This is a genomic window from Amycolatopsis sp. NPDC104775, from assembly GCF_055583325.1.
Window position 1 is genome coordinate 387210 of sequence record NZ_JBVJOE010000008.1, and the last position, 25543, is coordinate 412752.

At 69.3% G+C, this 25543-nt stretch carries 22 protein-coding genes; 14 read left to right on the forward strand and 8 right to left on the reverse strand.

The features are described 5' to 3' along the window. Positions 1-41: 41 nt before the first annotated feature. Both ACZ63D_RS32415 and ACZ63D_RS32420 read right to left on the reverse strand, forming a co-directional pair. Positions 42-803, reverse strand: coding sequence for a DUF4253 domain-containing protein (locus ACZ63D_RS32415; protein WP_465358149.1), 762 nt, complete (start codon positions 801-803; stop codon positions 42-44). A 133-nt stretch (positions 804-936) separates the two neighbouring features. Then, positions 937-1512, reverse strand: coding sequence for a DedA family protein (locus ACZ63D_RS32420; RefSeq protein ID WP_465358187.1), 576 nt, complete (start codon positions 1510-1512; stop codon positions 937-939). Positions 1513-1588: 76 nt separating this feature from the next. Between ACZ63D_RS32420 and ACZ63D_RS32425 the strand changes: the two genes are divergently transcribed. Together ACZ63D_RS32425 and ACZ63D_RS32430 are read left to right on the forward strand one after the other, a co-directional pair. Further along, the gene (locus ACZ63D_RS32425; protein WP_465358150.1) at positions 1589-2836 is read left to right on the forward strand and encodes a sensor histidine kinase; all 1248 of its coding nucleotides are present in this window, start codon (positions 1589-1591) and stop codon (positions 2834-2836) included. After that, entirely contained in the window at positions 2827-3471 is a 645-nt protein-coding gene (locus ACZ63D_RS32430) for a response regulator transcription factor (protein ID WP_465358151.1), read from the forward strand. The genes ACZ63D_RS32425 and ACZ63D_RS32430 overlap by 10 nt, the downstream gene beginning before the upstream one ends. A gap of 1 nt (position 3472) precedes the next feature. Here ACZ63D_RS32430 and ACZ63D_RS32435 read toward each other — a convergent pair whose 3' ends face one another. Next, positions 3473-5119, reverse strand: a complete 1647-nt coding sequence (locus tag ACZ63D_RS32435; protein ID WP_465358152.1) for a DNA repair helicase XPB — start codon at positions 5117-5119, stop codon at positions 3473-3475. 78 nt (positions 5120-5197) lie between these two features. On the opposite strand from ACZ63D_RS32435, the gene ACZ63D_RS32440 reads away from it, so the two are divergent. Further along, on the forward strand, positions 5198-5818 hold the full coding sequence (locus ACZ63D_RS32440) for an LppU/SCO3897 family protein (RefSeq protein ID WP_465358153.1): 621 nt from the start codon (positions 5198-5200) through the stop codon (positions 5816-5818). A 4-nt stretch (positions 5819-5822) separates the two neighbouring features. On the opposite strand, the gene ACZ63D_RS32445 is transcribed toward ACZ63D_RS32440, so the two are convergent. Further along, positions 5823-6719, reverse strand: a complete 897-nt coding sequence (locus tag ACZ63D_RS32445) for an ABC transporter substrate-binding protein (protein WP_465358188.1) — start codon at positions 6717-6719, stop codon at positions 5823-5825. A 260-nt stretch (positions 6720-6979) separates the two neighbouring features. On the opposite strand from ACZ63D_RS32445, the gene ACZ63D_RS32450 reads away from it, so the two are divergent. The 5 genes from ACZ63D_RS32450 (at position 6980) to ACZ63D_RS32470 (ending at position 14433) form a co-directional block, all read left to right on the forward strand. Next, complete coding sequence (locus ACZ63D_RS32450) at positions 6980-9661, forward strand: sensor histidine kinase (RefSeq protein WP_465358154.1); 2682 nt, start codon at positions 6980-6982, stop codon at positions 9659-9661. Between the two features lie 3 nt (positions 9662-9664). Continuing rightward, positions 9665-10342 (forward strand): copper homeostasis protein CutC, encoded by a 678-nt coding sequence (locus ACZ63D_RS32455; RefSeq protein ID WP_465358155.1) that lies wholly within the window; start codon positions 9665-9667, stop codon positions 10340-10342. Between the two features lie 327 nt (positions 10343-10669). Then, complete coding sequence (locus tag ACZ63D_RS32460) at positions 10670-12310, forward strand: S53 family peptidase (protein WP_465358156.1); 1641 nt, start codon at positions 10670-10672, stop codon at positions 12308-12310. A 100-nt stretch (positions 12311-12410) separates the two neighbouring features. Then, entirely contained in the window at positions 12411-13628 is a 1218-nt protein-coding gene (locus tag ACZ63D_RS32465) for an acyl-CoA dehydrogenase family protein (protein ID WP_465358157.1), read from the forward strand. Between the two features lie 91 nt (positions 13629-13719). After that, on the forward strand, positions 13720-14433 hold the full coding sequence (locus ACZ63D_RS32470; protein WP_465358158.1) for a hypothetical protein: 714 nt from the start codon (positions 13720-13722) through the stop codon (positions 14431-14433). Here the strand turns inward: ACZ63D_RS32470 and ACZ63D_RS32475 are convergent, their stop codons facing one another. From ACZ63D_RS32475 to ACZ63D_RS32490, 4 genes are read right to left on the reverse strand one after another with little or no spacing between them, the layout of a single operon-like run. Then, positions 14434-15291, reverse strand: a complete 858-nt coding sequence (locus ACZ63D_RS32475; protein ID WP_465358159.1) for an ABC transporter ATP-binding protein — start codon at positions 15289-15291, stop codon at positions 14434-14436. It lies immediately after the preceding gene. 15 nt (positions 15292-15306) lie between these two features. Further along, positions 15307-16131, reverse strand: coding sequence for an ABC transporter permease (locus tag ACZ63D_RS32480; RefSeq protein WP_465358160.1), 825 nt, complete (start codon positions 16129-16131; stop codon positions 15307-15309). After that, positions 16128-16895, reverse strand: a complete 768-nt coding sequence (locus ACZ63D_RS32485) for an ABC transporter permease (protein WP_465358161.1) — start codon at positions 16893-16895, stop codon at positions 16128-16130. The genes ACZ63D_RS32480 and ACZ63D_RS32485 overlap by 4 nt, the downstream gene beginning before the upstream one ends. 1 nt (position 16896) lies before the next feature. Continuing rightward, positions 16897-17859 (reverse strand): ABC transporter substrate-binding protein, encoded by a 963-nt coding sequence (locus ACZ63D_RS32490; RefSeq protein WP_465358189.1) that lies wholly within the window; start codon positions 17857-17859, stop codon positions 16897-16899. A gap of 699 nt (positions 17860-18558) precedes the next feature. Between ACZ63D_RS32490 and ACZ63D_RS32495 the strand changes: the two genes are divergently transcribed. From ACZ63D_RS32495 to ACZ63D_RS32520, 6 genes are all read left to right on the forward strand, one after another. Beyond that, positions 18559-21633, forward strand: a complete 3075-nt coding sequence (locus tag ACZ63D_RS32495) for a sensor histidine kinase (protein ID WP_465358162.1) — start codon at positions 18559-18561, stop codon at positions 21631-21633. Beyond that, a complete protein-coding gene (locus ACZ63D_RS32500) occupies positions 21630-22106 on the forward strand; it encodes a roadblock/LC7 domain-containing protein (RefSeq protein WP_369871052.1) in 477 nt (158 codons plus the stop codon). The genes ACZ63D_RS32495 and ACZ63D_RS32500 overlap by 4 nt, the downstream gene beginning before the upstream one ends. Before the next feature lie 27 nt (positions 22107-22133). After that, positions 22134-22910: a DUF742 domain-containing protein gene (locus ACZ63D_RS32505; protein ID WP_465358163.1), complete on the forward strand. Its 777-nt coding sequence runs from the start codon at positions 22134-22136 to the stop codon at positions 22908-22910. After that, the gene (locus tag ACZ63D_RS32510; RefSeq protein ID WP_465358164.1) at positions 22891-23496 is read left to right on the forward strand and encodes a GTP-binding protein; all 606 of its coding nucleotides are present in this window, start codon (positions 22891-22893) and stop codon (positions 23494-23496) included. The genes ACZ63D_RS32505 and ACZ63D_RS32510 overlap by 20 nt, the downstream gene beginning before the upstream one ends. A gap of 397 nt (positions 23497-23893) precedes the next feature. After that, the gene (locus ACZ63D_RS32515; RefSeq protein WP_465358190.1) at positions 23894-24382 is read left to right on the forward strand and encodes a roadblock/LC7 domain-containing protein; all 489 of its coding nucleotides are present in this window, start codon (positions 23894-23896) and stop codon (positions 24380-24382) included. A gap of 3 nt (positions 24383-24385) precedes the next feature. Next, complete coding sequence (locus ACZ63D_RS32520; RefSeq protein ID WP_465358165.1) at positions 24386-25402, forward strand: DUF742 domain-containing protein; 1017 nt, start codon at positions 24386-24388, stop codon at positions 25400-25402. The last annotated feature ends 141 nt before the right edge of the window (positions 25403-25543 follow it).

Consider the following 25543-nt stretch of genomic DNA (forward strand, 5'->3'; position numbering starts at 1 on the left):
CGCGCAGCCCGCACCTCCTCACTGCGTCAAGCCCACGAGAATCAAGCCCATGAGAATCGCCACCGGCGGCTCTGTACCAGGGAGGTCGCGTACTCCCGCAGGTTTCCTGGCTGGGCGAGGTACGTGGGGAGGCTGAAGGCGCGGTGTTCGGCGGCCACCGTCAGGGCCCTGGCGTGGGTGCGGGGTGGGGCGGAGACCGACAGCTCCAGCGAGTCAAAGCCCAGCGTCACCAGGGTCGCGCCGAAGCGATCTTCCCAGCTGCGCAGGACCGCTGACAGTTCCGCGACCTGGTCCGTCGACTTGATCATTCCTGTCCAGCCGATCAGGGCCGGGACGTCTGCCGGACGGTCGGCTTGGACCAGGCCCAGCCGGTGCGGGGTGCGGGCGGCCAGGATCGAGCCGGTGTTGCCTGCTTCGGCCAGCGGGTCCGAGCGGCGGTGCGAGCGCTTCGCCAGCCCGGGGAAGCGGGTGCCGAAGGGGCGCAGGCAGGCGCCGTCGCAACACGAGCCGTCCCACCAGCGGGCCAGTACCTCGGCTGGGTCGGCGTTGTCGATGCGGTGGCCAGCGGGAGCGAGGCGGCCGCGGTCGTCCAGCCAGTCTTCGCCGCGGGCGGCGAACCGCTGGTCGGGCGGGACCAGGACCGGCCACAGCCCGGACCGCTCGAACTCCGCGACACAGCTCAGGTACCGCTGCGGCCGCGTGAGCGGCTCCTCCGACACCCAGATCCGGCCGTGCCAGCGCCCTGGCGGCAAGGTCTGGACCGGCGGTGCCCCGAGGCCGGGGCGGAACGGTGCGATCGTCATGAGCTTCCCCTCGAACTGGTGTTCGGTGCCTGCATATCGAACAGTAGTTCGAACCACCGACAATTTCCAGGGCGCCACTCGCTCATCCGTTCGAGTGAACCTAGGGAAAGCCCAGGTCGAGGGGAAGAAAGGGTCAGCGCTGGGAGACGCGGCGCACCCGGACCACGACGAACAGGCCGACGGCGATCGCCACCGCGGCGAGCACGACGTACTGGAACACCGACGCGTACCGGTCGACCAGCGACCAGCTCTCCCCGAGCAGGTACCCGGCCACGACGAACGCGGTGTTCCACAGCAGGCTGCCCGCAGTCGTGAGCAGCAGGAACCGGCCGAACGGCATGCGTTCGACGCCCGCTGGCAGGGAGATCAGGCTGCGGAAGATCGGCACCATCCGGCCGAGGAACACCGCCTTCCCGCCGTGCCGGGCGAACCATGCCTCGGTGCGGTCGAAGTCGGCGGCGTTCATCAGCGGCAGGCGGCTGAGCAGGGCTCGGCATCGGTCGCGGCCGAGCAGCGCGCCGAGCCAGTAGACGAGCACGGCGCCGGCCAGCGAGCCCAGTGTTGTCCAGAAGAGGGCTCCGGCCAGGCTGAAGGTGCCGCGGCTCGCGGAGAATCCGGCCAGCGGGAGGACGAGTTCGCTGGGGATCGGCGGGAACAGGTTGTCCAGGCCGACGACGATCGCGGCGCCGATGCCGCCGAGCGAGTCCATCAGTCCGACGGCCCATCCGGCCAGTCCGGTGAGGGCGGGGGCGGCGAGCGAGAGGTGCACGGGAGTCCTTTCAACGATGAGCGCAACACCGTCGAAAGTAGAAAGCCAAGGGACGCAACACATTGCTGTCGGCCACCCGGAGAAATGCGGAAAACCACAGTACGTCGCGCCCGTTGAGCTGACTAGCCTGGCCAATGTGAACAAACCGCGAGTGCTGCGCCGGACGGTGGGCGTCGGCCTAGGTGCGCTGACGGCGCTCATCGAGGTGTCGTACCTGGCCCTCGCCGCGCCGCTTCTCGCCATCCCTTCCGCGCGGTCGCAGGTGTTCCGCGGCGCACGCAGGCTCGCCGAAACCGAACGCGCCAGGCTGCAGCGATTCTTCGACGCACAGAATGGCGATGATTACGACGGCCGCCGCGCCCTGCAGTACCTCGTTCCCCGCGCCTTGACCGGGCTTCTCGCGCTGGGAGTGTGGGTGTGCATCGGCGCGGGCGTCGCGACCGGGGCGTTCTACTTTGTCCAACTGGTCGCCGGGCGGGCTCCAGGTGGGTCCGAAGACGGGACTCTGCTGGACTGGCTCCCCGTCGTGGTCCTCGGCGCGCTCGCGGTATTCCTTTGTGGACAGGGCTTGATCGGTGCGGCCGCGCTTGATCGTCGGCTGGCGCGGCGGTTCTTCGGTCCGAGCAGTCAGGAACTGTTGCGCCGCAGGGTGTCCGAGCTGGCGACGACTCGAAGCGAAGTGGTCGAGGCGGTCAACGGCGAGCGCCGCCGCATCGAGCGGGATTTGCATGACGGGGTGCAGCAACGGCTGGTCGCGCTGGGAGTGTTGCTTGGCCGGGCGCGTCGGGCGAGCGACGCCGAACGGGCGGCTGAGCTGGTCCGGCAGGCGCATGAAGAATCGCAGGAAGCGCTGCGCGAGCTACGAGAAGTAAGCTGGCGCGTGTATCCGATCGCGCTTGACGAAAGCGGGCTTGAAGCCGCGTTGGAATCGCTGGCCGAACGCGCGACGATACCGGTCGAGCTTCGTTACGCCATCGACGATCCTTTGCCGGAGTTGGCGACAGTGATCTACTTCGTGGCTTCCGAATCGGTCACCAACGCCGCCAAACACGCCAATGCCAACAAAGTGATCATTGACGTCCGCCAGCAAGAAACCAAGCTGCTGACAGAAATCACCGATGACGGCCACGGCGGCGCGCAAGTCGGCGCGAGTGGCGGATTATCGGGCCTGGCAAGGCGAGTGGCGGCTCTGGACGGCGAATTCTCCGTCCAGAGCCCCGAAAACGGGCCGACCATTGTGCGGGTGACGCTGCCGTGCGAGTGATCCTGGCCGAGGACGCGACCTTGCTCAGGGAAGGCCTCGTGCGACTGCTGACGGAAGAAGGCCACGACGTAGTCGCCGCGGTCGGCGACGCGGAAAAGCTCATCGAAACGACCGCCGAACACCAGCCCGACGTAGTCGTCACCGACGTCCGCATGCCGCCTGCCCACACCGATGAAGGACTGCGTGCGGCACTCGAAATCCGGGAACGCTGGCCGGACACCGGAGTGCTCGTGCTGTCTCAATACGTCGAGAAACGCTACGCCGCCAAGCTGATCGGCGGTGCTGGCGGACGCGTCGGTTACCTGCTCAAGGACCGGGTGGCGCAAGTCGGCGACTTCCTCGACGCGCTGGACCGGGTCGGAGCCGGTGGCGCGGCCTTCGACCCGGAGGTGGTGCGCAGGCTGGTTGCCCGCACGTCACACGAGGACGCGCTCGCCCGGCTGACCCCGCGCGAGCGCGACGTGCTGGAGAAAATGGCGCAGGGCCATACGAACGCGAGCATCGCCACGCTGCTGTTCGTCTCGCAAAGTGCGGTGGAGAAGCACGCGAACGCGATCTTCGACAAGCTCGATCTGCCGCAAACAAAGGGCTACAGCCGCCGCGTGCTCGCCGTTCTCCGTTACCTCGGTTCGTGATTCACAGCGGTCGCCGCAGGTCCTCCGCGTCGACAATGTGGTACGCGTACCCCTGTTCGGCGAGGAATCGCTGCCGGTGCGCCGCGTACTCCGTGTCCACAGTGTCCCGCGAGACGATCGAGTAGAAGTGCGCCTGCCGTCCGTCGCCCTTCGGACGCAATAGCCGCCCGAGGCGTTGCGCTTCTTCCTGGCGCGAGCCGAAAGTCCCGGACACCTGGATCGCCACCGACGCTTCCGGCAGGTCGATCGAGAAGTTCGCCACCTTCGACACGACCAGCGTGCGCAATTCTCCGCGACGGAACTTGTCGAACAGTTCCTCGCGCTCCTTGTTCTTCGTCGCACCCTGGATCACCGGGGCTTCCAGCTCCGCGCCCAGCATCTCCAACTGGTCGAGATACGCGCCGATCACCAGGGTTGGCTCGCCGGCGTGCTTGTCCACAATGGACCGGATCACCGGGATTTTCGTCATCGCCGTGGCGGCCAGCTTGTACCGCTCGTCGGAGTCCGCGGTGGCGTACTGCAACCGCTCGTTTTCGGTGAGCGTCACCCGCACCTCGGTGCATTCCGCCGGCGCGATCCAGCCCTGCGCCTCGATGTCGCGCCACGGCACGTCGTACCGCTTCGGGCCGATCAGCGAGAACACGTCACCCTCGCGCCCGTCCTCGCGCACCAGCGTCGCGGTCAGCCCGAGCCGCCGCCGCGACTGCAGGTCCGCGGTCATCCGGAACACCGGCGCGGGCAGCAGGTGCACCTCGTCGTAGACGACCAGGCCCCAGTCGCGCGAATCGAACAGCTCGAGGTGCCGGTATTCGCCCTTGGTCTTGCGGGTGACCACCTGGTAGGTGGCGATGGTGACCGGCCGGATCTCCTTCTTTTCCCCGGAGTACTCGCCGATCTCGTCCTCGGTGAGCGACGTGCGCGCCACCAGTTCGCGTTTCCACTGCCGCCCCGCGACGGTGTTGGTGACCAGGATCAGCGTGGTCGCCTTGGCGTGCGCCATCGCGGCCGCGCCGACCAGCGTTTTGCCCGCGCCGCACGGCAGCACCACGACGCCGGAGCCGCCCGCCCAGAACGCTTCCGCCGCCTTTCGCTGATAGTCGCGCAGGTGCCAGTCGTCCTCGGCGAGATCGATCGGGTGCGCTTCGCCGTCCACGTATCCGGCGAGGTCCTCGGCGGGCCAGCCGACCTTGAGCAGCGCTTGCTTGAGCCGCCCCCGTTCGGACGGATGCACGATGACCGTGTCCTCGTCGATCCGCGCGCCCAGCATCGGGCTGATCTTCTTGTTGCGCGAGACTTCTTCCAGCACCGCGCGGTCGGTCGTGGTCATGACCAGGCCGTGCGCCGGGTGGTTGGCGATCTGCAGCCGGCCGAACCGGCCCATCACGTCCACGACGTCGATCAGGAGCGGCTGCGGCACCGGGAAGCGCGAGTACGTGGTGAGCGCGTCCACCACCTGTTCCGCGTCGTGCCCGGCCGCGCGCGCGTTCCACAAGGCGAGCGGCGTGATCCGGTAGGTGTGCACGTGTTCGGGCGCTCGTTCCAGTTCGGCGAACGGCGCGATCGCGATCCGCGCGTCGTCGGCACGCGGATTGTCGACCTCGAGCAGCACGGTTTTGTCGGACTGGACGATCAGGGGGCCATCAGTCACCTCTCCTTTATACGTTCCCTCCCGGCCCGCGGCCCGGGGATGCCAAGATGGCGGGACGAAGCCGCGGGAGGGGACCCAGTGACCACACCACCGTTCGGCGTGCCGCCGGCCGCGAACCCGTACCAGCCGCTCCCGCGGCAGCCGGTGCCGGGCGGCCCGAAGCGGGTGTCGGGCAAGCAGAAGGGGCTCTTCGCCGCCCTCGTCGTCGTGGCACTCGGCCTTGGCACGCTCAGCGCGTTCGGATTCGCCGCGGTCCTGCGCTCGGCCGGGCCGCCGGTCGCGGGCAGCTGCCTCTACCTCTCGGCGCTGGGCTCGGAGACGCAGACCTACACCGGGGCGGACTGCTCCGACCGGGCCGCTACTTACCGTGTCGACGCCGTCGCCACCGGCCGGTCCTCCTGCCGGGGCGAGGACTACGTGCGGTTCGAGCTCTACTCGTCGGGCCGCAGCACCAGCGGCAGGCCGACGCAGACGCTCTGCCTGGCGTTGAACGTCGTGTCCGGCGAGTGCGTGCGCGACGTTTCGGACGAGTCGAAGGTCGGCAAGGTCGCCTGCGACGACCCCAAGGCGGAAGCTCGCGCAGTCGTGCACGACGGCACGCGGTCGGCGTCCAGCTGCGGCGACAAGGACCTGTCGCTGGTTTACGCGGGGCCGCCGGTGCGCACGATTTGCCTGCAGCCGACCGGCGCGAGCATCTGAGCGCTCACAAGGCGTTCGGGAGCATCGCCGCCACGTCCAGCCGGTTGGCGAGCTGCCCGGAGCTGTGCATGAGATCGGCCACCCGCTGCAGCCGGGTCGCCGACAGCGTCGTCGGATAGCTGCCGAGCGAGATCAGCGCGGCGGTCGTCTGGTCGATGTCCGAGAACGTCGGCAATGCGTCACGCACTTTCGCCGGATCGGACGCGGCGAGCTGGGCCTGGGTGAGGACGCTCCGGAACGCCGTCAGCGTGCGCGGATTCGCCGCGGCGAACTGGCCGGTCGCCGCGTAGCCCGAGGCCGGGAAATCCAGCGTCGCGCCGGTCGAGCCGTCGGCGAGGACCCGCGCGCCCAGCTCCTTCTCCGCGCGGGTGATGTACGGCTCCACCATCAGCGCCGCGTCGGCGTCGCCGGACTGCAGCGCGGCGGGCATCTGCCCGAACGGCCGGGTCACGAATTCGATCTTCGATTTGTCGACGCCCGCGGTGCCGAGGACGGCACGCGCGGTGAGCGCGCCGATGTCGTCGGGGGAGTCCACGGCGATTTTCGGCGACTTTTTCGCGGTCGGCTCGGTGTAGTCGGAGTCGGGCAACGTGACGAGCGCGATAGTGGTGCGGCCGAAGGAGTACGCCTCGCCTTGCAGTTGCAGCGCGGTGCCGGACGCGGCGGCGCGAAACAGCGACACGTCGCTGCCGAACGTCACATCGACCTGTCCGGCTTTCAGTTTGTCCACGCCGTCGCTGTCGCCGAGTTCCACCAGTTGGACATTCAGCCCTGCCTGGCGGAACTTTCCCGCCGCGACGGCGATCCGCAGCGGGGCGGTGTCGATCGGGCTCGCGACGCCGACCCGCAGCGTCGCGCGTTCCGGCGGTGGTGCTTGTCCGGCGTCACTGGATCCGAACATGGAGCAGCCGCTGAGTGCGAACAAGGTCGCCACCAGCGCAAACCTCAGACCGGTCGCTTTCACGTGCCATCCCCTGCCGGGAGAATCTCTGCCTCGTGCTGGATCGTATGGGCCGCTGCCCATACGATCGCCCGCAGGGCTGTGCCCCCGCCAGGGTGGCTTCCCGATCATTTTCTCCGGGAACTACCAAGCGGTAGTTTCCGGCTGGAGCCCGAGGACGTCCGTGGGCAGAGGTTCCCGCGGTGGAAAAGGAAGCACAGGTGACCCGTCGCGACGACCGTCCCCGTTCGGGTGACGCGACGGATCCGGCTGCCTCGCGTCCGGTCGGCGGCCGCTGGCGGCTGCGGAACTGGCGGCTGCGCACCAAGCTCTTCGTCGTCCTGCTGATCCCGGCGCTGGCCGTGGTCGTGCTGGTCGGCCTGCGGGTCAACAGCGACCTGCGCGACGCCCGCCAGCTCGCCGAGTTCGCCGCCCGCTGCCGGGTCGATTCGACGGTCGCCGAGGTCGTGCACCAGCTGCAGCGGGAACGCGACGTCACGGTGCGGTTCGTCGCGGGCGACCGCAAGGGCCCCACCGACGTCCTCGTCGGCCAGCGCACCCGCGTCGACCTGGCGATCGGCGCGTTCGAGCGGTCGCTCGCCGACAGCAAGCCGCGGCTGGACGGGTCCGCGGCGGCCGACCTGCAGCAGAGCGACGACCGGCTGAGAGTGCTTGGCGGCCTTCGGTATTCGGCCGAACACTCCGCGTATCCGGCCGACGCGGTGCTCCGCTCCTACAGCGAGCTGATCTCCGGCCTGCTCGACATCAGCGACACCGCCGCGGCCGACGTCACCGAACCCGATCTGGCCCGGCTGCGGCTGGCCGGGAACGCGCTCGCGCGGATCAAGGACCAGATGTCGGTCAAACGCGCGATCCTGTCCGAGGCGATCGCGCAGGGCACGCTCAACCGGGACCGGACGCGCGCGTTGCTCGGCGCGGAGGCCGAGCTGGCGGCCGCGCGCAACGACTACCGCACCTTCGCCACGCCGGACGAGCAGCGGATGTACTCGGACACGGTGATCGGCATCGTCGTCGACATCGGCAACGACATGGTCGAGTCGGCGCTCACGCGGACGGAGAACAATCAGCCGCTCTCCGGCCTGGACGCCGACCAGTGGGACACCGCGTCGACGTACACGGTCAATCTCGCCCATCAGGTGCAGCAGGCGTTGCTCGTCCAGCTCCAGGAGAAAACGGACGCGCTCGCCGCCAGCGCCCGCGCGTCGACGATCTGGGACGGCGGAATCGTCATCGGCGTCCTGCTGGTCGCCGGGGTGCTGTCGGTGGTGATCGCGCGTTCGCTGCTGCGGCCGTTGCGGATCCTGCGGCGCACCGCGCTGGAGGTCGCCGACCATCGGCTGCCCGAGGCCGTGCAGCGGCTGCTCACCGAGCCCGACCCGGCTCCGGAGAACCTGCGGCACCGGGCGGCGGTCGCGCCGGTGCCGATCTTCACCCGCGAGGAAGTCGGGCAGGTCGCTCGAGCGTTCGACGCGGTGCACGGCGAGGCGGTCCGGCTGGCCGCCGAGCAGGCGATGCTGCGCGAGAACGTGAACGCGATGTTCGTCAACCTGTCGCAGCGCAGCCAGGACCTGGTGGAGCGGCAGCTGTCCGTGCTCGACCGGATGGAGGCGGGCGAACAGGACCCGGAGACTCTCGGCGGCCTCTTCGAACTCGACCACCTCGCCACCCGGATGCGGCGCAACAGCGAGAACCTGCTGGTGCTGTCGGGCACCGACCTGGTGCGCGAGGACAGCGGACCGGTGGTGGCCGACGAGATCATCGGGGCCGCACTGTCCGAAGTGGAGGATTACCAGCGGATCGAGATCGGCCCGGCCCCGGCGCTGGCGGTGCGCGGCGAAGCGGTCAACGACCTGGTGCACGTGGTGTCCGAGCTGCTGGAGAACGCCACCCGCTACTCCGGCCCGCAGGCGCCAGTCACCGTGGAGAGCGCGCGGACGCCGGACGGGGCGTGGCGGATCGAGATCACCGACCGCGGCGCGGGCATGCCGCAGGCGGAGATCGACCGCACTAACGCGCGGCTGGCGCATCCGCCGGAGGTCGACGTCGAGGTGTCGCGCCGGATGGGCCTGTTCGTGGTCGCGACGCTGGCTGAACGGCACGCCATCGCGGTCAAGCTGAGCCCGGCCGAGGGCCGCGGGCTCACCGCGACGGTCGTCGTGCCCGCGGCGTTGATCACCGAAGCGCCGCCGCTGCCGCAGCCGCCCCCGCCGGTCGAACCGGAACCCGCGCCGGAACCGGAGCTGCTGGCCCCGCTCGCGCCGCTGGCCCCGGCCGAGGAACCGGAGGAACCCGTCGAGCTGGTCGCGCCGACCCTCGACGACGCCGGTCCGCTGCGGCGCGCGCCGGTGGTCGAGGAGGCGCCGTCGTGGCCGGTCGAATCGTCGCGGTCGCATCTGGAGATCGACGCGCCGACGGACCGGATGCCTGCCTATCGCGACGTGCTCTCGCGCTGGTTCGATCTCTCTGCGCCGGTGGAGGAACCGGTGGCCCCGGAACCGCGCGTGGTCGCGCCGATGCCGGAGGTGCCCGCGTTCGAGCCCGAGCCGGAACCTGAACCCGAGCCAGAACCCGAGCTGCGGGCCGCTGAGCCGCGGCATGCCTACGAGCCGCCGCCGGAGTTTCCGACCGAGGACCCGGACGAGGCGGTCCCCGAATGGCCGACGCCGGAGCACCTGGAACAAGAGGACGGCGCCGAGGACACCTGGCCGTTCCTGCGGGTCTCCGACGTCACCGGCGGCCCCGCCGCGGAGCCGGAGCAGCGGCCGATACTCTCGCTTTCCCCCGACGCGGTGCGCGCCCGGATGACGAGCCTGCAAGGCGGTTTCCGGCGCGGCAGGCACGCCAGGGGGGAAGAGACCCCGCCACTGGATCGAAACGGATGAGGCATGAGTTCGAACACCGCCCTGCTGGAAGTGATCGCGCTGGGCGCGCGGGACGCGGAGCGGGCGCAAGAGGGCGGAGCGGACCGGCTCGAACTGGTCGCCGACATGGCCAGCGACGGGCTGACCCCGAGCGAGGCGACGGTGCGCGAGGTGCTCGCTGCCACTGATCTGCCGGTGCGCGTGATGCTGCGCGCGGAGAACACTTTCGACGCCCGCGTGATCGACGAGCTGTGCGCCTCGGCGGCGCGGCTGGTGTCCGCTGGCGCGCAGGAGTTCGTGTTCGGCTTCCTGACCGAGGACGGCGAGGTCGACGTCGAGGCGTGCCGCGCGTTGCTGAAGGAGATCGACGGGCGGCCGTGGACGTTCCACCGGGCCATCGACCGCTCGCGCGACCCGATCGCCGCGTACGACGTACTCGCCGAGCTCGGCTGTGACACCGTCCTGGCGGCGGGGCACGTGAACGGTGTCGCGAGTGGATTGCCGGTGCTGCAACAGCTGGCGCGGCGGACCGACGGCCCGGCGCTGCTGGTCGGCGGCGGCCTGCGGGCGCAGCAGGTGCACTTGCTGCGGGCCGGCGGGGTGCGCGCTTTCCACGTGGGCGGCGCGGTTCGTCCGTCCGGTTGGGACGCTCCGGTGGACGCGGCCGCCGTGCGCGAATGGGCCGAACTCGTCAAGGGCTGACGCGCTAGTCCATTCAGGAAGGGAACCTCGCCGGTAATTCCAATTCCGGCAAGGTTCCCTTTTTTGCTTGACGAGCACAGTGCGGGCGTGAGCGCAAGGGGTCCGGATTGTCCGCGGAATCCGCCTTCCGACGTCCGATGGTTTCCGGATTCGGCGGGACATCGCGGCGGGAATCAGTCATCAATAGCGCAAGTGGAAAACAAACCAACCGGGATAAGGTCAGCCAAAAGTAGGTTTCTTTGGTTCGGACGGTTTTTTAGGGTCGGTGATACGGGTCGGTACCGCGATTTAGCCGCCCCGGGCCCCCGCCTTCCGAGAGGAATTCTCATGCGCTTGCGCAAGCTTGTCGCCGCCGCGGTTCCGCTGCCGGCGTTGCTGTGCCTGTCCGTGGCCGGTGTCGCGAACGCCGATCCGCTGGTCGCCCTTCCCGGCAACGCCGCACCGCTCGCTGCCAGCGCGCGGTCCGGCGACGTCGCCGCTGAGCAGCAGATTCCCGCCGCCCTGTCCCTCAAGCTGCACAACCAGCAGGCGCTGGCCCGCTTCCTCGCCGACGTGCAGGACCCGGCTTCGCCGCAGTATCACCGATTCCTCTCGCCGGAGCAGTTCACTGCTGCATTTGGCCCAACGCAGGCCGAGGCCGATCAGGCGGTCAATTTCCTTAAGCGCAGCGGCGCGCAGGGTATTGAGGTTTCCGGAAACCGGCAGGCGATCACCTTCTCGGCGACTGCCGGACAGCTGGAATCGGCCTTCCACACCCGTATTGGCAATTACACCGACACCGTCACCGGCCGGAAGTTCTACGCGAACGACTCCGCTCCGGAACTGCCCGCTTCGGTGTCCTCAGTGGTCGATTCGGTCGTCGGCCTCGACAATCACGCGGTGAAGCACCACGCGAAGCCGCAGCAGGCGCCGCGCACGGTCAAGCCGGTGACGCCGACCATCCTCAAGACCGCGTACGGCACCAGCGGCATGTCCGCCACCGGCGCGGGCGTGAACGTCGGCTTCGTGGAGTTCGACGGCTACAAGAAGTCCGACATCACCGCGTACGACACGAAGTACGGCCTCAAGGCGGGCACGGTCAGCACGGTTTCGGTCAATGGAGCCAACTACGACTCCAGCCCCGGCCAGGGCGAGACCGAGGTCGACCTGGACATCGAGGTCGTGCACGCGCTCGCCGCCCCGGCGAACGACTACGTGTACGAGGCTCCGAACTCCAACGCGGGCGAGCTGGCGATGTACCAGAAGATCGCGTCGGACAAGAAGGTCAGCGTCGTCTCGATCTCGTGGGGTTCGTGCGAGGCGGCGGAAGGCTCGGCCGCGGCCAACAGCGTCGACAAGGCGCTGGCGACCGGCACCGCGGAGGGCATCAGCTACTTCGCCGCCGCGGGCGACGACGGCACCACCGACTGCGCCCGCCAGACCGGCAGCAAGGCACAGGCCGTGGACTTCCCGGCGTCGAGCCCGAACGTCTCCGGCGTCGGCGGCACGCAGCTGACGGTGAACTCGTCGAACGGCTACAGCAGCGAGACGACGTGGAATGACGGTGCTTCCGGCGGGGCCGGCGGCGGTGGCATCTCGACGATCTTCGCCGCGCCGTCGTGGCAGTCGAAGCAGAGCACGACCAAGCGCAAGGTCCCGGACGTCGCCGCGGACGCCGCGCAGGGTTCGGCGTACACGATCATCTCCGGCGGCCAGACCGGGAACGTGTGGGGCACCTCGGGCGCGGCTCCGCTGTGGGCGGGCTTCGCGGCGCTGCAGAACCAGGTCCACAAGGGCGGGCTCGGCAACCTGAACGCGAAGTTCTACAGCATCGGCAACGGTTCCTCCTACGGTTCCGGTTTCCACGATGTGACCACCGGCAACAACACCTTCAACGGCACCACCGGCTTCTCCGCCGGCAAGGGCTACGACCAGACGACCGGCTGGGGTTCGTTCAACGGCTCCGGACTGTCCAAACTGATCGGCTGAAAGCGACTGTCGTGGGTGCCCGTCCCGGTGCGAACCGGGGCGGGCACCGACGTGCGTTTGGCTGATTGACCAAGATCCGCGACGCTGTTTTGATGGCCGGGTGCAGCCTCTCCTGACGCCTAAGCAGCAGGCCCTCGTCGACCGCGCCGCCAAGCTCGCGGACATGTTCGCCGAGCGCGCGGCCGAGCACGACCGGGACAACACCTTCCCGCACCAGAACTACGACGACCTGCGGGAAGCGGGCTTCCTGCGATTGTCGGTCCCGGAAGAACTGGGCGGCTACGGCGCCGGGCTGCCGGAAATCCTGCCGGTGCTGGAACGGCTGGCGATGGGCGACGGCGCGACCGCGCTGGCGTTCACGATGCACCTGTCGCCGCTGGGACAGTGGGCGAGCGTCTGGCGGCGGACGAAGGCTCCCCGGCTGGCGGAACTGCTGCGCAAAGCGGTGGACGGCGAGCTGATCTGGGCGTCGATCACCAGCGAACCTGGCCTGCGCAACGACATGACGGACGCGAAAACCCGCGCCGTCCGCGTCGAAGGCGGCTTCGAGTTGACTGGCCGCAAGAGCTTCGCGACCAACTCGGCGGTCGCCACGCACTGCTCGACCACCGCCCGCTACGAGGAAGCCGACGGCGGCCCGCGGCTGCTGCTGTGCCAGATCGCGCTGGACCAGCCCGGCGTCACGATCCACCAGACGTGGAACACCATGGGCATGCGCGGCACCCAGAGCAACGACGTCGAACTGGACAAGGTGTTCGTCGAGGACGCCGCGGTCGTGCACTCGCTGCCGGTGAAACACCTCGACTCGCGCGTGCTGGAAACCGTGTGGGCCTGGGCGATGCCCGCGTTCTCGGCGGTCTACACGGGAATCGCGGCTGGCGCGCTGGACTGGACCGTGCAAACGCTGATCCAGCGCGGCAAGGCCGAGGATCCAGTGCTGCAGGACGTGATCGGCGAATGCCAGATCCTGCTGGAAAGCTCCCGGGCGCTGATTTACCGCCAGGCCGACGAGGTGACCAGCCGCCGCCTGTTCACCGGAGACATCCAGGACGGCGTGGCCCGCAGCGCGGTGGTGAAGTACACGGCGGCGAACAACGCGGTCCAGGTGATGCAGCGGCTGGTCGATGCACTGGGCGGCATGTCCTACACGAAGGCGCTGCCGTTCGAACGGATGTGGCGGGACGTGCAGGCGAGCACGTTCATGCCGATGGGCAACCTGGCGACCCGCAAGCTCGTCGGGGCGAACGTGCTGGGCGTGCGGACGCTGCCGGAGATCGGTCCGGACGAGACTGGGCCGGACTCCCGGGCCAAGGGCTGAATGAGTGAACCCGGTCCGAACCGGGTGAGTTTTCGCTGCTCAGGGGCTATCTTGACCGCTTCGGTCTTGGTGTCCAGGGGAGGGGCAGCGAGTGGCGAAGCAGAAATTCCGCACGCTTAAGGACGGGAGAGTCGTCCCGATAAACGAGGGCGGCGGGGCGAAGGTCTTCGTGGCAGGAGTGGCGGTCGTCGCTGCCGTCGGCGGCGGAACCGCGGCCGGACTCGGCGGCGCGGCGAGCGTGGACTCCGGCGCGGCGGAAGCGTTGCCCGGAAACCTCGCCGGAGACGTCGCGGATTCCCTGCCCGGCCGGAGTCTCCAGACGCGCAAGGCCGAGGGCAAGAAGTCCGCTCAGCGAGGCCGTAAGGACGAAACCTTCAGCCGTTTCAAGCTCAAACAGCTCAAGCAAGCGGCGAGACACGAGATCGACTGCCTGCTGAACTCCACCGACCGCGTCCGCGAGTACCTCGCACAGCACCGCTGCACCTCATTGGACCGGAACCTCTTCGCCGTCGGCGACGGGCACGGCAACGCCGCGGTGATTTCCGTTGCCCGCGTGGGGTTTCCGAAGAAGAGCGACGCCGAGGGCTGCGAGAAGGTCGAAGAGGTGCAGGGCAGCGGGGACATCAAACCCCTTGGCGCTGCCCTGCTCGGCCTCGACGGCGTGAAGTTCTCCGGGCACCATTTCCAGTCGCGGGTGGACGGTCGGGCGATGGTGGTCGCCGAGACCGAAACCGCCGCCGGAAAACTCGATTCCGAAACCCTCGACGCACTCGCCGATGTCTCGGTGTGGTTCCCGAAGCTGTGACTAATTCTTCTCCGAAGCCACAGCTTCGACCTCGGACGCGGCAGCGGCCTCCGCCGCCTCCTGTTCCGCCAGATCAGCCGCCGCCTGCACCGCCGGGCCGTGCAGCAGGCGGGCCACTTCGCCGCGCAGCGAAACGAACTCCGCCGATTCCCGCGTGGTGATCTGGTCCCGCTGCGCGGGCAGGTCCACCTTCAAATCCGCCACGATCCGCGCGGGCGACTTCGACAGCACCAGCACCCGGTCGCCCAGGTACACGCTCTCGTCGATGTCGTGCGTCACCAGCAAAACCGTCGTGCCCTGCTCGACCTGGACCCGGCGCAGCAGGTCCTCCAGCTCGAACCGCGTCTGCGCGTCCACCGACGCGAACGGCTCGTCCATCAGCAGCAGCGCCGGACGGCTCGCCAGCGCGCGGGCGATCGAGACCCGTTGCTGCATGCCGCCGGACAGCTGCCAGGGGTACTTGTTCACTGCGGCGGAAAGGCCGACGGCTTCGAGTGCCTCGGTGGCCCGGGCGCGCCGGGTCGCCTTGTCCAGTTTGGTCCAGCGCAGCGGGAATTCCACGTTCTTCGCGACCGACAGCCACGGGAACAGGGAACGGCTGTAGTCCTGGAACACCACGGCGAGATCGTCCGGCACCGAGGTGACGCGGTCGCCGTGCAGGCTCACCGTGCCCGCGCTCGGCGGGATCAGGCCGGCGATCGCGCGCAGCAGCGTGGACTTGCCGCAGCCGGACGGGCCGACGATGCACGCCAGCTGCCCGGCCTCGACCGTGAACGACAGTTCGTTGACCGCGACGTGCGCGGACTCGCCGCTGCCGTAGCGGTGGCTGAGGCCGGAGACCTCGAGCATGGTCGACATAAGGGGAAAACCTTCCTAGTTCCGGCCGGGCTGCCAGCCGAGCACCCGGCGTTCGATGCCGAGCAGCGCGGCGTTGAACCCGTACCCGAGGATGCCCAGCAGCACGATCCACGCCCACATCTGGTCGAAGTCGTACGAGCGCTGGGCGGCGAGCAGCGCGTAGCCGATGCCGTTGAGCGCCCCCACCAGTTCGGAGATCGCCATCAGGATCAACGCGATCGAAAGCGACACCCGAAGCCCGGCGAAGATCTTCGGCAGCGCCGAGGGCAGCACGACCAGCCCGATCCAGTACCGCTTCGGCGTGCGGAACGCGCGGGCCGTCTCGACTTTGACCTTGTCGACCGAGCGGACTCCGTCCACTGTGTTCATCAGCACCGGCCACAACGAGCTGAAGATGATCGTCGCGGTCTGCATGCCCGGTCCGATGCCGAACAGGATGATGAACACCGGCACCAGCGCGGGCGGCGGAATGGCGCGGAAGAACGCGAACAGCGGCCCCACGTAGTCCATCCCGGTGCGCGAGCGGCCGAGCGCGGTGCCGAGCGCGACGCCGATCACCACCGCCAGCAGCCAGCCCCCGAGCAGCCTGCCGAGGCTTGGCAGGATGTGATCGAACACCGCGTCGCCGAGGAACAGGTGCGAAGCCGGTCCGGAGAACCACAGTTTCGCGGCCGCGGCGGCGATCTTCGACGGCGGCGGGAAGAACACGCTCTCGCTCAGCTGCGTCGCGATCTCCCACAGCACCACCAGAATCGCGAACAGCAGCCACTTGCGGGCGAACCCGCTGAGGCCGCGGCTCACCCGGCGCGTGACGGTGGAGGGCTTCTCGACCACACTCACGCGGCGGCTCCTTCGACAGCGCTGCTCCAGCGGAACAGCCGATTGCCCAGTCGTTCCAGGCCCTCGTTCACGAGGTAGCCGAGCAGCCCGGCGACCACCGTTCCGGCGAGCACCAGATCCATCCGGCCTGGTCCGGAACTGGCTTCGAGCACGAACTGCCCGATGCCGAGTTTCGCCCCGGCCAGGAATTCCGTGCTGATCACCAGGATCAGCGAAATCGCCGCGGACAGCCGGATTCCGGTGAACACGAACGGCGCGGCGTGCGGCAGCGCGACCGACGTCAGCACCCGCGAACGCGGAGTTCCGTACGTGCGCGCGGTTTCCAGCAGCAGCGGATCGATTTCAGCCAGCGCGTAAATGGTGTTGAAGAGAATCGGCCACACCGCGGCGTACACGGCCAGCGTGATCTTCGCTTCCGGGCCGCCGCCGATGACGATCAGCACCAGCGGAATCAGTGCCACGGAAGGAATCGGCCGCAGGAATTCGACGATCGCCTTGGTCGCGTCGCGCAGCCAGCGGACGCTGCCGAGCAGCAGACCGGCGGGGACCGCGATGGCGATCGAGATGAGCAGCGCGATCAGCCACGCGAGCACCGAGGCGATCACGTCGCGGACGAATTCGACGTCGCCGAGCAGTTCGCCGATCCGGGCGAACACCACGGTCGGCGGGGGAAGGTCGTTCTGGTCGATCAGACCGGCCCGCACGACGGCCTCCCAGATCAGGAGGAAGCCGAGCAGGCCGGTCAGGTTCCGGACGAGGCGCACGTCAGGACGCGTTCGCCTGCGGGACGATCATCGACTGGACGTCGATCTTCGACTGGATGGAACCGAACTGCTGCAGCAGGTCCGGCACCCGCTGGATGCGCCGTGCGTCCAAAGTGGACTGGAAGGTCAGCAGGTTCGTGATCTTCGCGGTCGCCTCGTCCACCTTCGAGAACTGGATCATCAGCGGTTCGATCTTCGCCCGGTCGGCCGATTCCTTGGTGGCGCGCAGCATCGCGCGCTGGAAAGCCGCGACGGTCTTCGGGTTGGCGTCGGTGAACTTGCCGAGCGAGCCGTAGCCCGCGGTCGGGAAGTCCTTGGTGCCGCCGGAAGCGGTGTCGACGACCTCGACCGTCCCGTTGACCTTCGCCGACTGCGTGATGAACGGCTCGGTCAGGAAGCCCGCGTCGACGTTGCCGCGCTTGACCGCGGGGCCGATGTCCGGGAACCGCATCGAAACCCACTGCACTTCGTTGAAGCTCACGCCGTTGTCGCGCATGACCGACTTGGTGAGGGTGTCGCAAATGGTGTTGGTCGCGGTGATCGCGATCTTCTTGCCCGCCAGGTCGCGCACGGTCTTGATGTTGCTGTTCGGCATCGCCACGACCTCGGTGCTCTTCGGCCCCGCCGAGGAGGCGTCGGCGACGAGCTTGATGTCCGCGGCGCCCTTGCTCTTGGCGATGAAGAACGGCGTGTAGCTCGCGTAGGCGATGTCTACCTCGCCCGCCTGCAGTTTCTGCAGCGAGGCGTCACCGCTGGCCGCGTCGACGGCTTCGACCTCGAGCCCCTCGTTCTTGAAGTAGCCGTTCTGGACCGCGAGGTGGAAGGGCACCACGTCGATCGTCGGCATGATCGAGACCTTGATCTTGGCCTTCTCGACCCCGGAGCCGCCGTTCGAACTGCTCGAACTGTCCGATCCGCCCAGCAAGCCGCAGCCGCTGGCGGTCAGTGCGACACCGCCCGCCATCGCCAGCGACAGGAACCCGCGCCTGCCGTAACCGCGCCGGCCGCTCACCGCTTCATCAAACAAGGTCGCTCCTAGCAAATGGGCCCGCGTCTGGGATGGACGCGGGGGGAAGGTGGCTCATTGTCCGGAGTCACGCGGCTACTGTAGAGAACCAGCACGATCACTCACAATGGGTGTTCATATACGATTCAGAAGTGGTACTGATCACTCGATCAGGTGATCGAATCCGCTGGTATGTCGAGGTGCGTGAACGACCAGTGGGTGCCCGATGGGCCTTGATCCGCTGCCTGGGTGCTCTCCGGGCAACTTCTGGAGGGTTACAAATGGGCCAGGCGTTCGCTACCCTCTGCTCCTGCAATGTGAGGTGTGGACCACCGATGTAGTGAGAGCAGGACTTGCGAAAAGGCTCTCCGCGCACGCCGGCGACGAGCCGGTGCAGGGTGGCCTCGGCCGAACGGACTAAGAGATCGACCACGTGCGGGGACCGAACGTCATGCCAGACCTGAACCGATTCCGCGCCCGAGGCGACGGGCAGTCGCACCGTGAAGTCGATCTTTTCACTCGGAAGGGTGTAACAGTCCGGGTCGCGGTCCAGACCACTCAGGTGGCGGATGACCAGCCGGGAGCGTGCGCGTAGTGGCCACGAGCACGGCAGGTTCGGAATCAACGGGCCCCTCGGGCCCGGACGGTGGTGCGGCGGTGCCGAACGAAGACACCGCGGGGGCAGGGGAGGCCTCCGCTCGGGAAAACGCGGGGACCGCGCAGCAGCGGTCCTGGCTCGCGCTCGGCAACTGGCGATTGCGGTCCAAGCTCGCGCTCATTCTCCTCATCCCCACGGTCACCGCGCTGGTGCTCGGTGTCCTGCGCGTGGTCGACGACGTGCGGTCGGCGGTCGACCTCAACCACACCGCCAACCAGGTCGCCTTCGCCGAGAAGGTCACCGCGGTGGTGCACGACCTGCAGCGCGAGCGCGCGCTGGCCGTGGTCCGGATTTCCTCCGGCGACCCGCTGCGCCAGACCGGCCTCGACGCGCAGATGGCGAAGGTCGACCGCGACGTCGACGACCTGCGCAACGCCGCGGTCAGCCTCGAAAACGACAACCAGGCGGCCAGCGACCGCTACGCGCACGGCCTCCAGCGCCTCGACGCGCTGCGCCCGCTGCGCGCGGCGATGACCACGTCGGCCTACTCCGACCGCGCGGTGCTCGACACCTACTCCTCGGTGCTCGACTCGCTGATCCAGCTCGGCCGCGAGGTCTCCACCGCGACGACCGACCGCGACCTGCTCCGCCTCGGCACGAGCACGCAGTCGATCAGCGAGGCGAAGGAGTTCATCCTCCGCGGCGACTCCGCGCTGCAGATCGCCGCGTTCCGCGACAACTTCCCGGGCAACCTGATCGACGAGACCCGGGCCGCCGAGGCCAGCGGCGACGCGTCGATCACCGCGTTCCTCGCGAACGCCACCGGCGACCAGGTCCAGCTCTACAACGACACCTACTCCGGCCCCGAGGTCGACGAGCGCCGCCGGTTGCAGACCCAGGCGTTCTCCTTCGCGCAGCAGGGCCAGCCGCTCAACCTCGACGGCACCAAGCTCGGCCAGGACTCCACCGTCGCCGCGGACAAACTGCGCGCGGTCGAGGTCAACCTGCTGACCCAGCTGCGCGCGCAGGCCGACGATCTGGCCAGCAACGCGGTGCGTTCGGCGTGGGTCGGCGGGGTCATCGTCCTCGCCGCGCTGATCGCCGCGCTGATGCTGATGCTCGTCATCGCCCGGCTGATGCTGCGCCCGCTGCGGGTGCTGCGGAAGACCGCGCTGGACGTCGCCTACACCCGGCTGCCGGAAACCGTGCAGGCCATCCTGGACGACCCGGACCCGGTCAACGCCTCGAAGAAGGCGGTCGACCCGGTTCCGGTGCTCACCCGCGACGAGATCGGCGAAGTGGCGCGCTCGTTCGACGTGGTGCACGAACAGGCGGTCAAGATGGCCGCCGAACAGGCGCTGCTGCGCGAGAACGTCAACGGCATCTTCGTGAACCTCTCCCGGCGGTCGCAGCGGCTGGTGGAACGCCAGCTCGGCGTGATCGACCGGCTCGAGGCCGACGAGCAGGACCCGGACCATCTCGCGAGCCTGTTCGAACTCGACCACCTGGCGACCCGGTTGCGCCGCAACGGCGAATCGCTGCTGGTGCTTTCGGGCGCGGGCCTCGCGAAATCGGTGCCCAAGCCGGTGCCGGCGGCCGACGTGATCGGCGCGGCGGTGTCGGAGATCGAGCAGTACGCCCGCATCGAGATCGGCATCGTGCCCGAGGTCGCGGTGCAGGGCCTGGCGATCCACGACCTCGTGCACGTGCTCGCGGAACTGCTCGACAACGCGACCTACTTCTCCGAACCGGAAACCAAGATCACCGTCCGCGCGGTCATCACGCGCAAGAAGGCGCTGGCGATCCAGGTCACCGACCACGGCGTCGGGATGAGCGAGGAGCGCCTCGCCGAGGTCAACGAACGCCTCGCCGACCCGCCGGACCTGGACGTCTCGGTGACCCGGCGGATGGGTCTGTACGTGGTCGCGCGGCTGGCCCAGCGGCACGGCATCGAGGTGCGGCTGCGCGAGAACGAGGACATCGAGGGCGGCGTGATCGCCCGCGTCGTGGTCCCGGCCGAACTGCTCACCCAGGTTCGGACCGTGTCCCCGACGATGCGGAACACCCCGCCGCCGCCGAACCGCAACGAGGTCTCGCACCCGAGCCTCCCGCCGCTGAACCGCGAACCGGAGCCGCCGAGCCCGCGTCCGCTCGCGCCGCCGCCCTCGTCCGCCGAGCTCACCGAGGCGATGGGGTCGACGGGCTCGTCGAACGCGCCCGCGGCGTCCGAGAACGGCGGCCTGGTCCCGCTCGACCAGCCGATCAGCCTCGACGACCTCGTCGCGGGCAACCGGGCGGCCGGTCCGTTCCTCAGCCCGGCGACGCCCGCGGCGGAGGCCCCGGCGTGGCCGACCGCGGAGGATCTCGCCCCGCTCACCCGCGAGTCCTACGGCGAGGGCGCGAGCCTGGCGCAGACCGAATTCCCGCCGCTGGTGCTGCCGAAGCGGGAGCCGAAGTACGTCGCGCCGGAAACGCCGGCGCAGCAGCCGCAGTCCGAGCCGGACGGTTCCGCCGCGCTCGAGGACGACGTGCCGACCCGGCGGCTGCCGATCTACCAGTCGGTGCTGTCGCGCTGGTTCAGCGAGGGCGAGGACAGCGACTCGGGCGCCGCGACCGGATCCGCCGCGCCGGAGCCGGAACCGGCCGAGGCCCCCGCCGCCGAGCCGGAGGAAACGCCGGCCGAGCCGAGGGAGCGGGCGAGCGAGAAGCTCGAATCGACGCCGCTCTACCCCGGTTCCGACGAGCCGGAGGAGGACGACAGCTGGCACAGCGTCTCCGACGAGGGCTGGCAGGCGGCGCAGTCGCTGCTCGAATCCAAGAACGAGGAGATCACGCCGGCCGGGCTGCCCAAGCGGGTGCCCAACGCCTACCTGGTCCCCGGCTCGATCGGCAACGCGCCGGAACCGGCGCAGCAGCAGAACTCGTTCACCGACGCGACCGCCGGAATGCCCGGAACGGGTGCGATCACCCGCTCGGCGACGGCTGCCCGCAGCCGGATGGCAAGCTTCCAGCGTGGGTACAAGTCCGGCAGGCACGCACTGAAGGAGCGGCCGCCGGAAGCCCGGCTCGACGACGACGGGGTTCGCGTCACCGGGGCCGGGTATGTGAGCGACAGCAGTGAGGAGCGAGAGTGACACGGGCGGGAGTGCAGCCGGGAGGCGGCTCGGTGCAGCCGAACGGCAGGCAGGCCGGCGGCAGCGCGGCGAGCAGCTTCGCGTGGCTGATCACGGACTTCGTCCACCGGGTGCCCGGTGCGGCGCACGCGGTGGTCGTCTCGGCCGACGGTCTGCTGCTCGCGTCTTCGCGCGGGCTGCCGAAGGACCGGGCGGACCAGCTGGCGGCCGTCGCCTCGGGGCTGACCAGCCTCGCGCGCGGGGCGGCGAAGGTGTTCGAGGGCGGCCCGGTCGCGCAGACCGTGGTCGAGATGGCGAACGGGTTTCTCTTCCTGATGTCGGTGTCCGACGGCTCGTGCCTCGCGGTGCTCGGCTCGCCGGAAAGCGACATCGGCTTGGTGGTGTACGAGATGACTCTGCTGGTCGAACGGGTCGGCCAGCAGCTGACACCGGAGATGCGGGCACAACTGCAGGGCGCTGCGGTCCGTCGCTAGGCGGACCTAGGACTACAGGAGTAAACCGTGGACGACGGGCGCTTGCGCGGCGACGGCCGGCTCGGTGACGAGCACACCGGGGGCTGGGGCGATCGGGATCAAAGCCGGGAGGACTGGAAGTCCTTCCGGGACCGGGTCGACCGCGAATGGCGTTCGCGGGACGTCCACGCCGCGGATTCCGAACCGGTGCGCGAACCCCCGAACTGGCTGACCGATTCCAACGCCGGGCAGCAGCCGGGCATCACCGCGGTGCCCGGGTACCGCGAGCGGCTGCTCGGCGGGCCCGGTTCGGAGCTGTTCGGAGGGGCGAGCGGACCGCTGTACGACTCGGCCGAGTTCGCCGCGTTCAGCGCCGAGCGCGACCGGTCGCCGGGTCCCCCGAGCTCCCCGTCGAACGACCTGGCCGCCGCGCTGCCGATGCAGGCGGCCGGCGAATACGCGGACGAACCCGCCGAGGTGGAGACCTCCGGGCTGGTCCGGCCTTACTTCCGCACCCGAGGGCGCACGAAGCCGACCTACGACCTCGCGATCGAGGCGCTGGTGTCGACGAGCGAACAGGGCCGGGTGCTCGACCGCGTCCGCGTGCCGGAGCACCGGTCGATCTGCGACCTGTGCCTCGACACCCGGTCGGTGGCCGAGGTGGCCGCGCTGCTGCGGCTGCCGCTCGGCGTGGTGCGGGTGCTGATTGGTGACGTGGCGGGCCTCGGCCTGGTGCTCGTGCACACGAGCAGCAGCACGAATTCGGGCGACCGCCCCAGTATCGAGTTCATGGAAAGGGTGCTCAGTGGGCTTCGGAGAATTTGACTCCGACGCGAACACACCGCATACGGGTCCGACCTCGTCGGCCAAGATCGTGGTCGCGGGCGGGTTCGGGTCGGGCAAGACAACTCTGGTCGGGGCGATCTCCGAGATCGACCCGCTGACCACCGAGGCCATGATGACCGAGGCCAGCGTGGGCCACGACGACATCTCGGCCACGCCGAACAAGTCGACCACGACCGTGGCCATGGACTTCGGCCGGATCTCGCTCGACTCCGACCTGGTGCTGTACGTGTTCGGCACGCCGGGCCAGCACCGGTTCTGGTTCATGTGGGACGACCTCGCCGTCGGTGCGATCGGCGCGGTCGTGCTGGTGGACACGCGCCGGCTCGCCGACGCGTTCCCGTCGATCGACTTCTTCGAGAACCGGAAGCTGCCCTACGTCGTGGCGATCAACTGCTTCGACCGGCTGCTGCACCACCAGATCGAGGACGTGCGGCACGCGCTCACCATCTCGCCGTCGGTGCCGATCATGGCGTGCGACGCGCGGGAGCGGGAGTCGGCGAAGCAGGTGCTGATCTCCGTCGTGCAGCACGCGATCGCGCACGACACGGCTTTGCGGGCGGGCTAGGTCCCCGTCTCCGGTCCCCGTCGCCGGCTGCGAAGGAGGCTTTCGCCGACCCCAGATTCCCGTTCCACCCCGGCAGGGTGCGGCCGTTGGAGTGAACTCCAGGGTCTTCACCCGCTTCGGGGAGTGGTGCCTCCGAGCGGGGCCGGTTGAGCAGTCCGGCCCCCTCGCGGCCGAGGCCGGCCGCCCCTGATCGGGGCGTCGGACCGGCGGTGACCTGCACGGACATCCCGCTGCGCACGGTGGCCGCCGCCACCACCGAGTGACCCGCGAATGCGTGGTTGTGCACGCGTACGCGCGGCGTTACATCCGGCAGACACGTACCGTGCCCGGGCACACGCTCGACACGACCGGGTGCGTGAATACGCTGGAACGACGACTTCACCGCGGCCGGGCGAGGATGGACTCCCGCGCCGGGAGCGAGCGTCCGGCAGCGTTCGAGGAGCTTGGAGGGGCAGTGACCGATTCCGACCGGCCAGCGGACCAGGGCACGTTCAGCTGGCTGATCTCGGATTTCGTGCGCCGGGTCCCGGGTGCGGCGCACGCGGTGCTGGTGTCGGCGGACGGACTGATGCTCGCGCCTTCGGAGGGGTTGCCGCAGGAGCGCGCCGAACAGCTGTCGGCGGTGGCGTCCGGGCTGATCAGCCTGACCCAGGGCGCGGCGCGGTGCTTCGAGGCGGGCGGCGTGAACCAGACCGTGGTCGAGATGGAGCGCGGGTACCTCTTCCTAATGTCGGTCTCCGACGGGTCCTGTCTCGCCGTGCTCGCCGCGCCGACATGCGACATCGGGACGGTGGCGTACGAGATGACCCTGCTGGTGGAGCGGGTCGGCGAGCAGATCACGCCGGAGCTGCGCGCCCAGCTGCAGGGCGGCGGGGTGCTGGGGTAGCCGATGAAGATCTCGGGTTTCGGAGACCAGGACACGGGCGCCTGGGACGCCCTCCACAAAGGCACGGAGCGGGAGTCGTTCGACTCGCCGAGCCGGTACGAGCTGAGTTCGCTGAGCCTGCGATTGCCGCATCGGCAGCCGCGGGCTACGCCTCCCGCGTCCGCACCGACCTCGCCTCCTGCGCGGTCCGCGCAGCCTTCGCGGCATGCTCAGCCCGCGCCGCCGCCTGCCGCGCGGCGTCCGGAGCCCGCGCCGGCGCCGCGTCCGGTGCAGCAGACGGTCGCTCCCCGTCCGGTGGCCCCGCCTCCCGCGCCGGTTCAGGAGGAGAGCTGGGACGACGGCTACGAATGGGTCGAGGACGGCGAATCCGGTTACTGGGAAGAGCCGCGGCAGGACCGGTGGGAAGAACCGTCACCCCCTCCCGCGCCTAGCCGTGCGGCGGTGCACGACCCGTACTCGTTCGACGAATACGCCGGTTCGCCCGGCTCGGACGACCGCGTGGTGCCGGAAGGTTCGGCGTACCAACGGCAGCACGTCGAACAGGCCACCCGCAGCCGGCACGCGCTGGCCGAAGAGCCCGAGGACCGCTACGCCTACTCCGACCCGGCTTCCGGAGTGTCCGAATTGGACCGTTTCTGGTCCGACGAGGAGCCCGGCCAGCCGGAACCGCCGGTGCAGCCGACGAAATCGCGCGTGCGGCCGTATGCGCGGACTCGCGGCCGGACTCATTCCGACCACAACCTCGCGCTCGAAGCCCTGGTCTCCACCAGTGACGAGGGCCGCCGCTACCGCGGGGTGCGGTCGATCGAGCACCGGCGGATCTGCGATCTGTGCCTGGAAACCCGGTCGGTCGCCGAGATCGCCGCGCACCTGCACCTGCCGCTCGGGGTGGTGAAGGTGCTGGTGGGCGACATGGCCGACATCGGGCTCGTCATGCTGCACCAGACCGATCTGGTGCTGGGAGACCGCTCATCGCGGGAGTTCATGGAGCGGGTGTTGCAGGGGCTGCGCAATCTCTAAGCGGTTCTGGCGTTGCCGCTCTTGGCTTCTCCCGCTCTGCCTGCCCCCGGTTCGCTCGCCTGCTCTCCCGCTTCGCCCCCGCCTGCTCACCCAGCCGAAATCACCCCGATGCCGCATGGGGCGCTTCATTCCTGCCCCAGC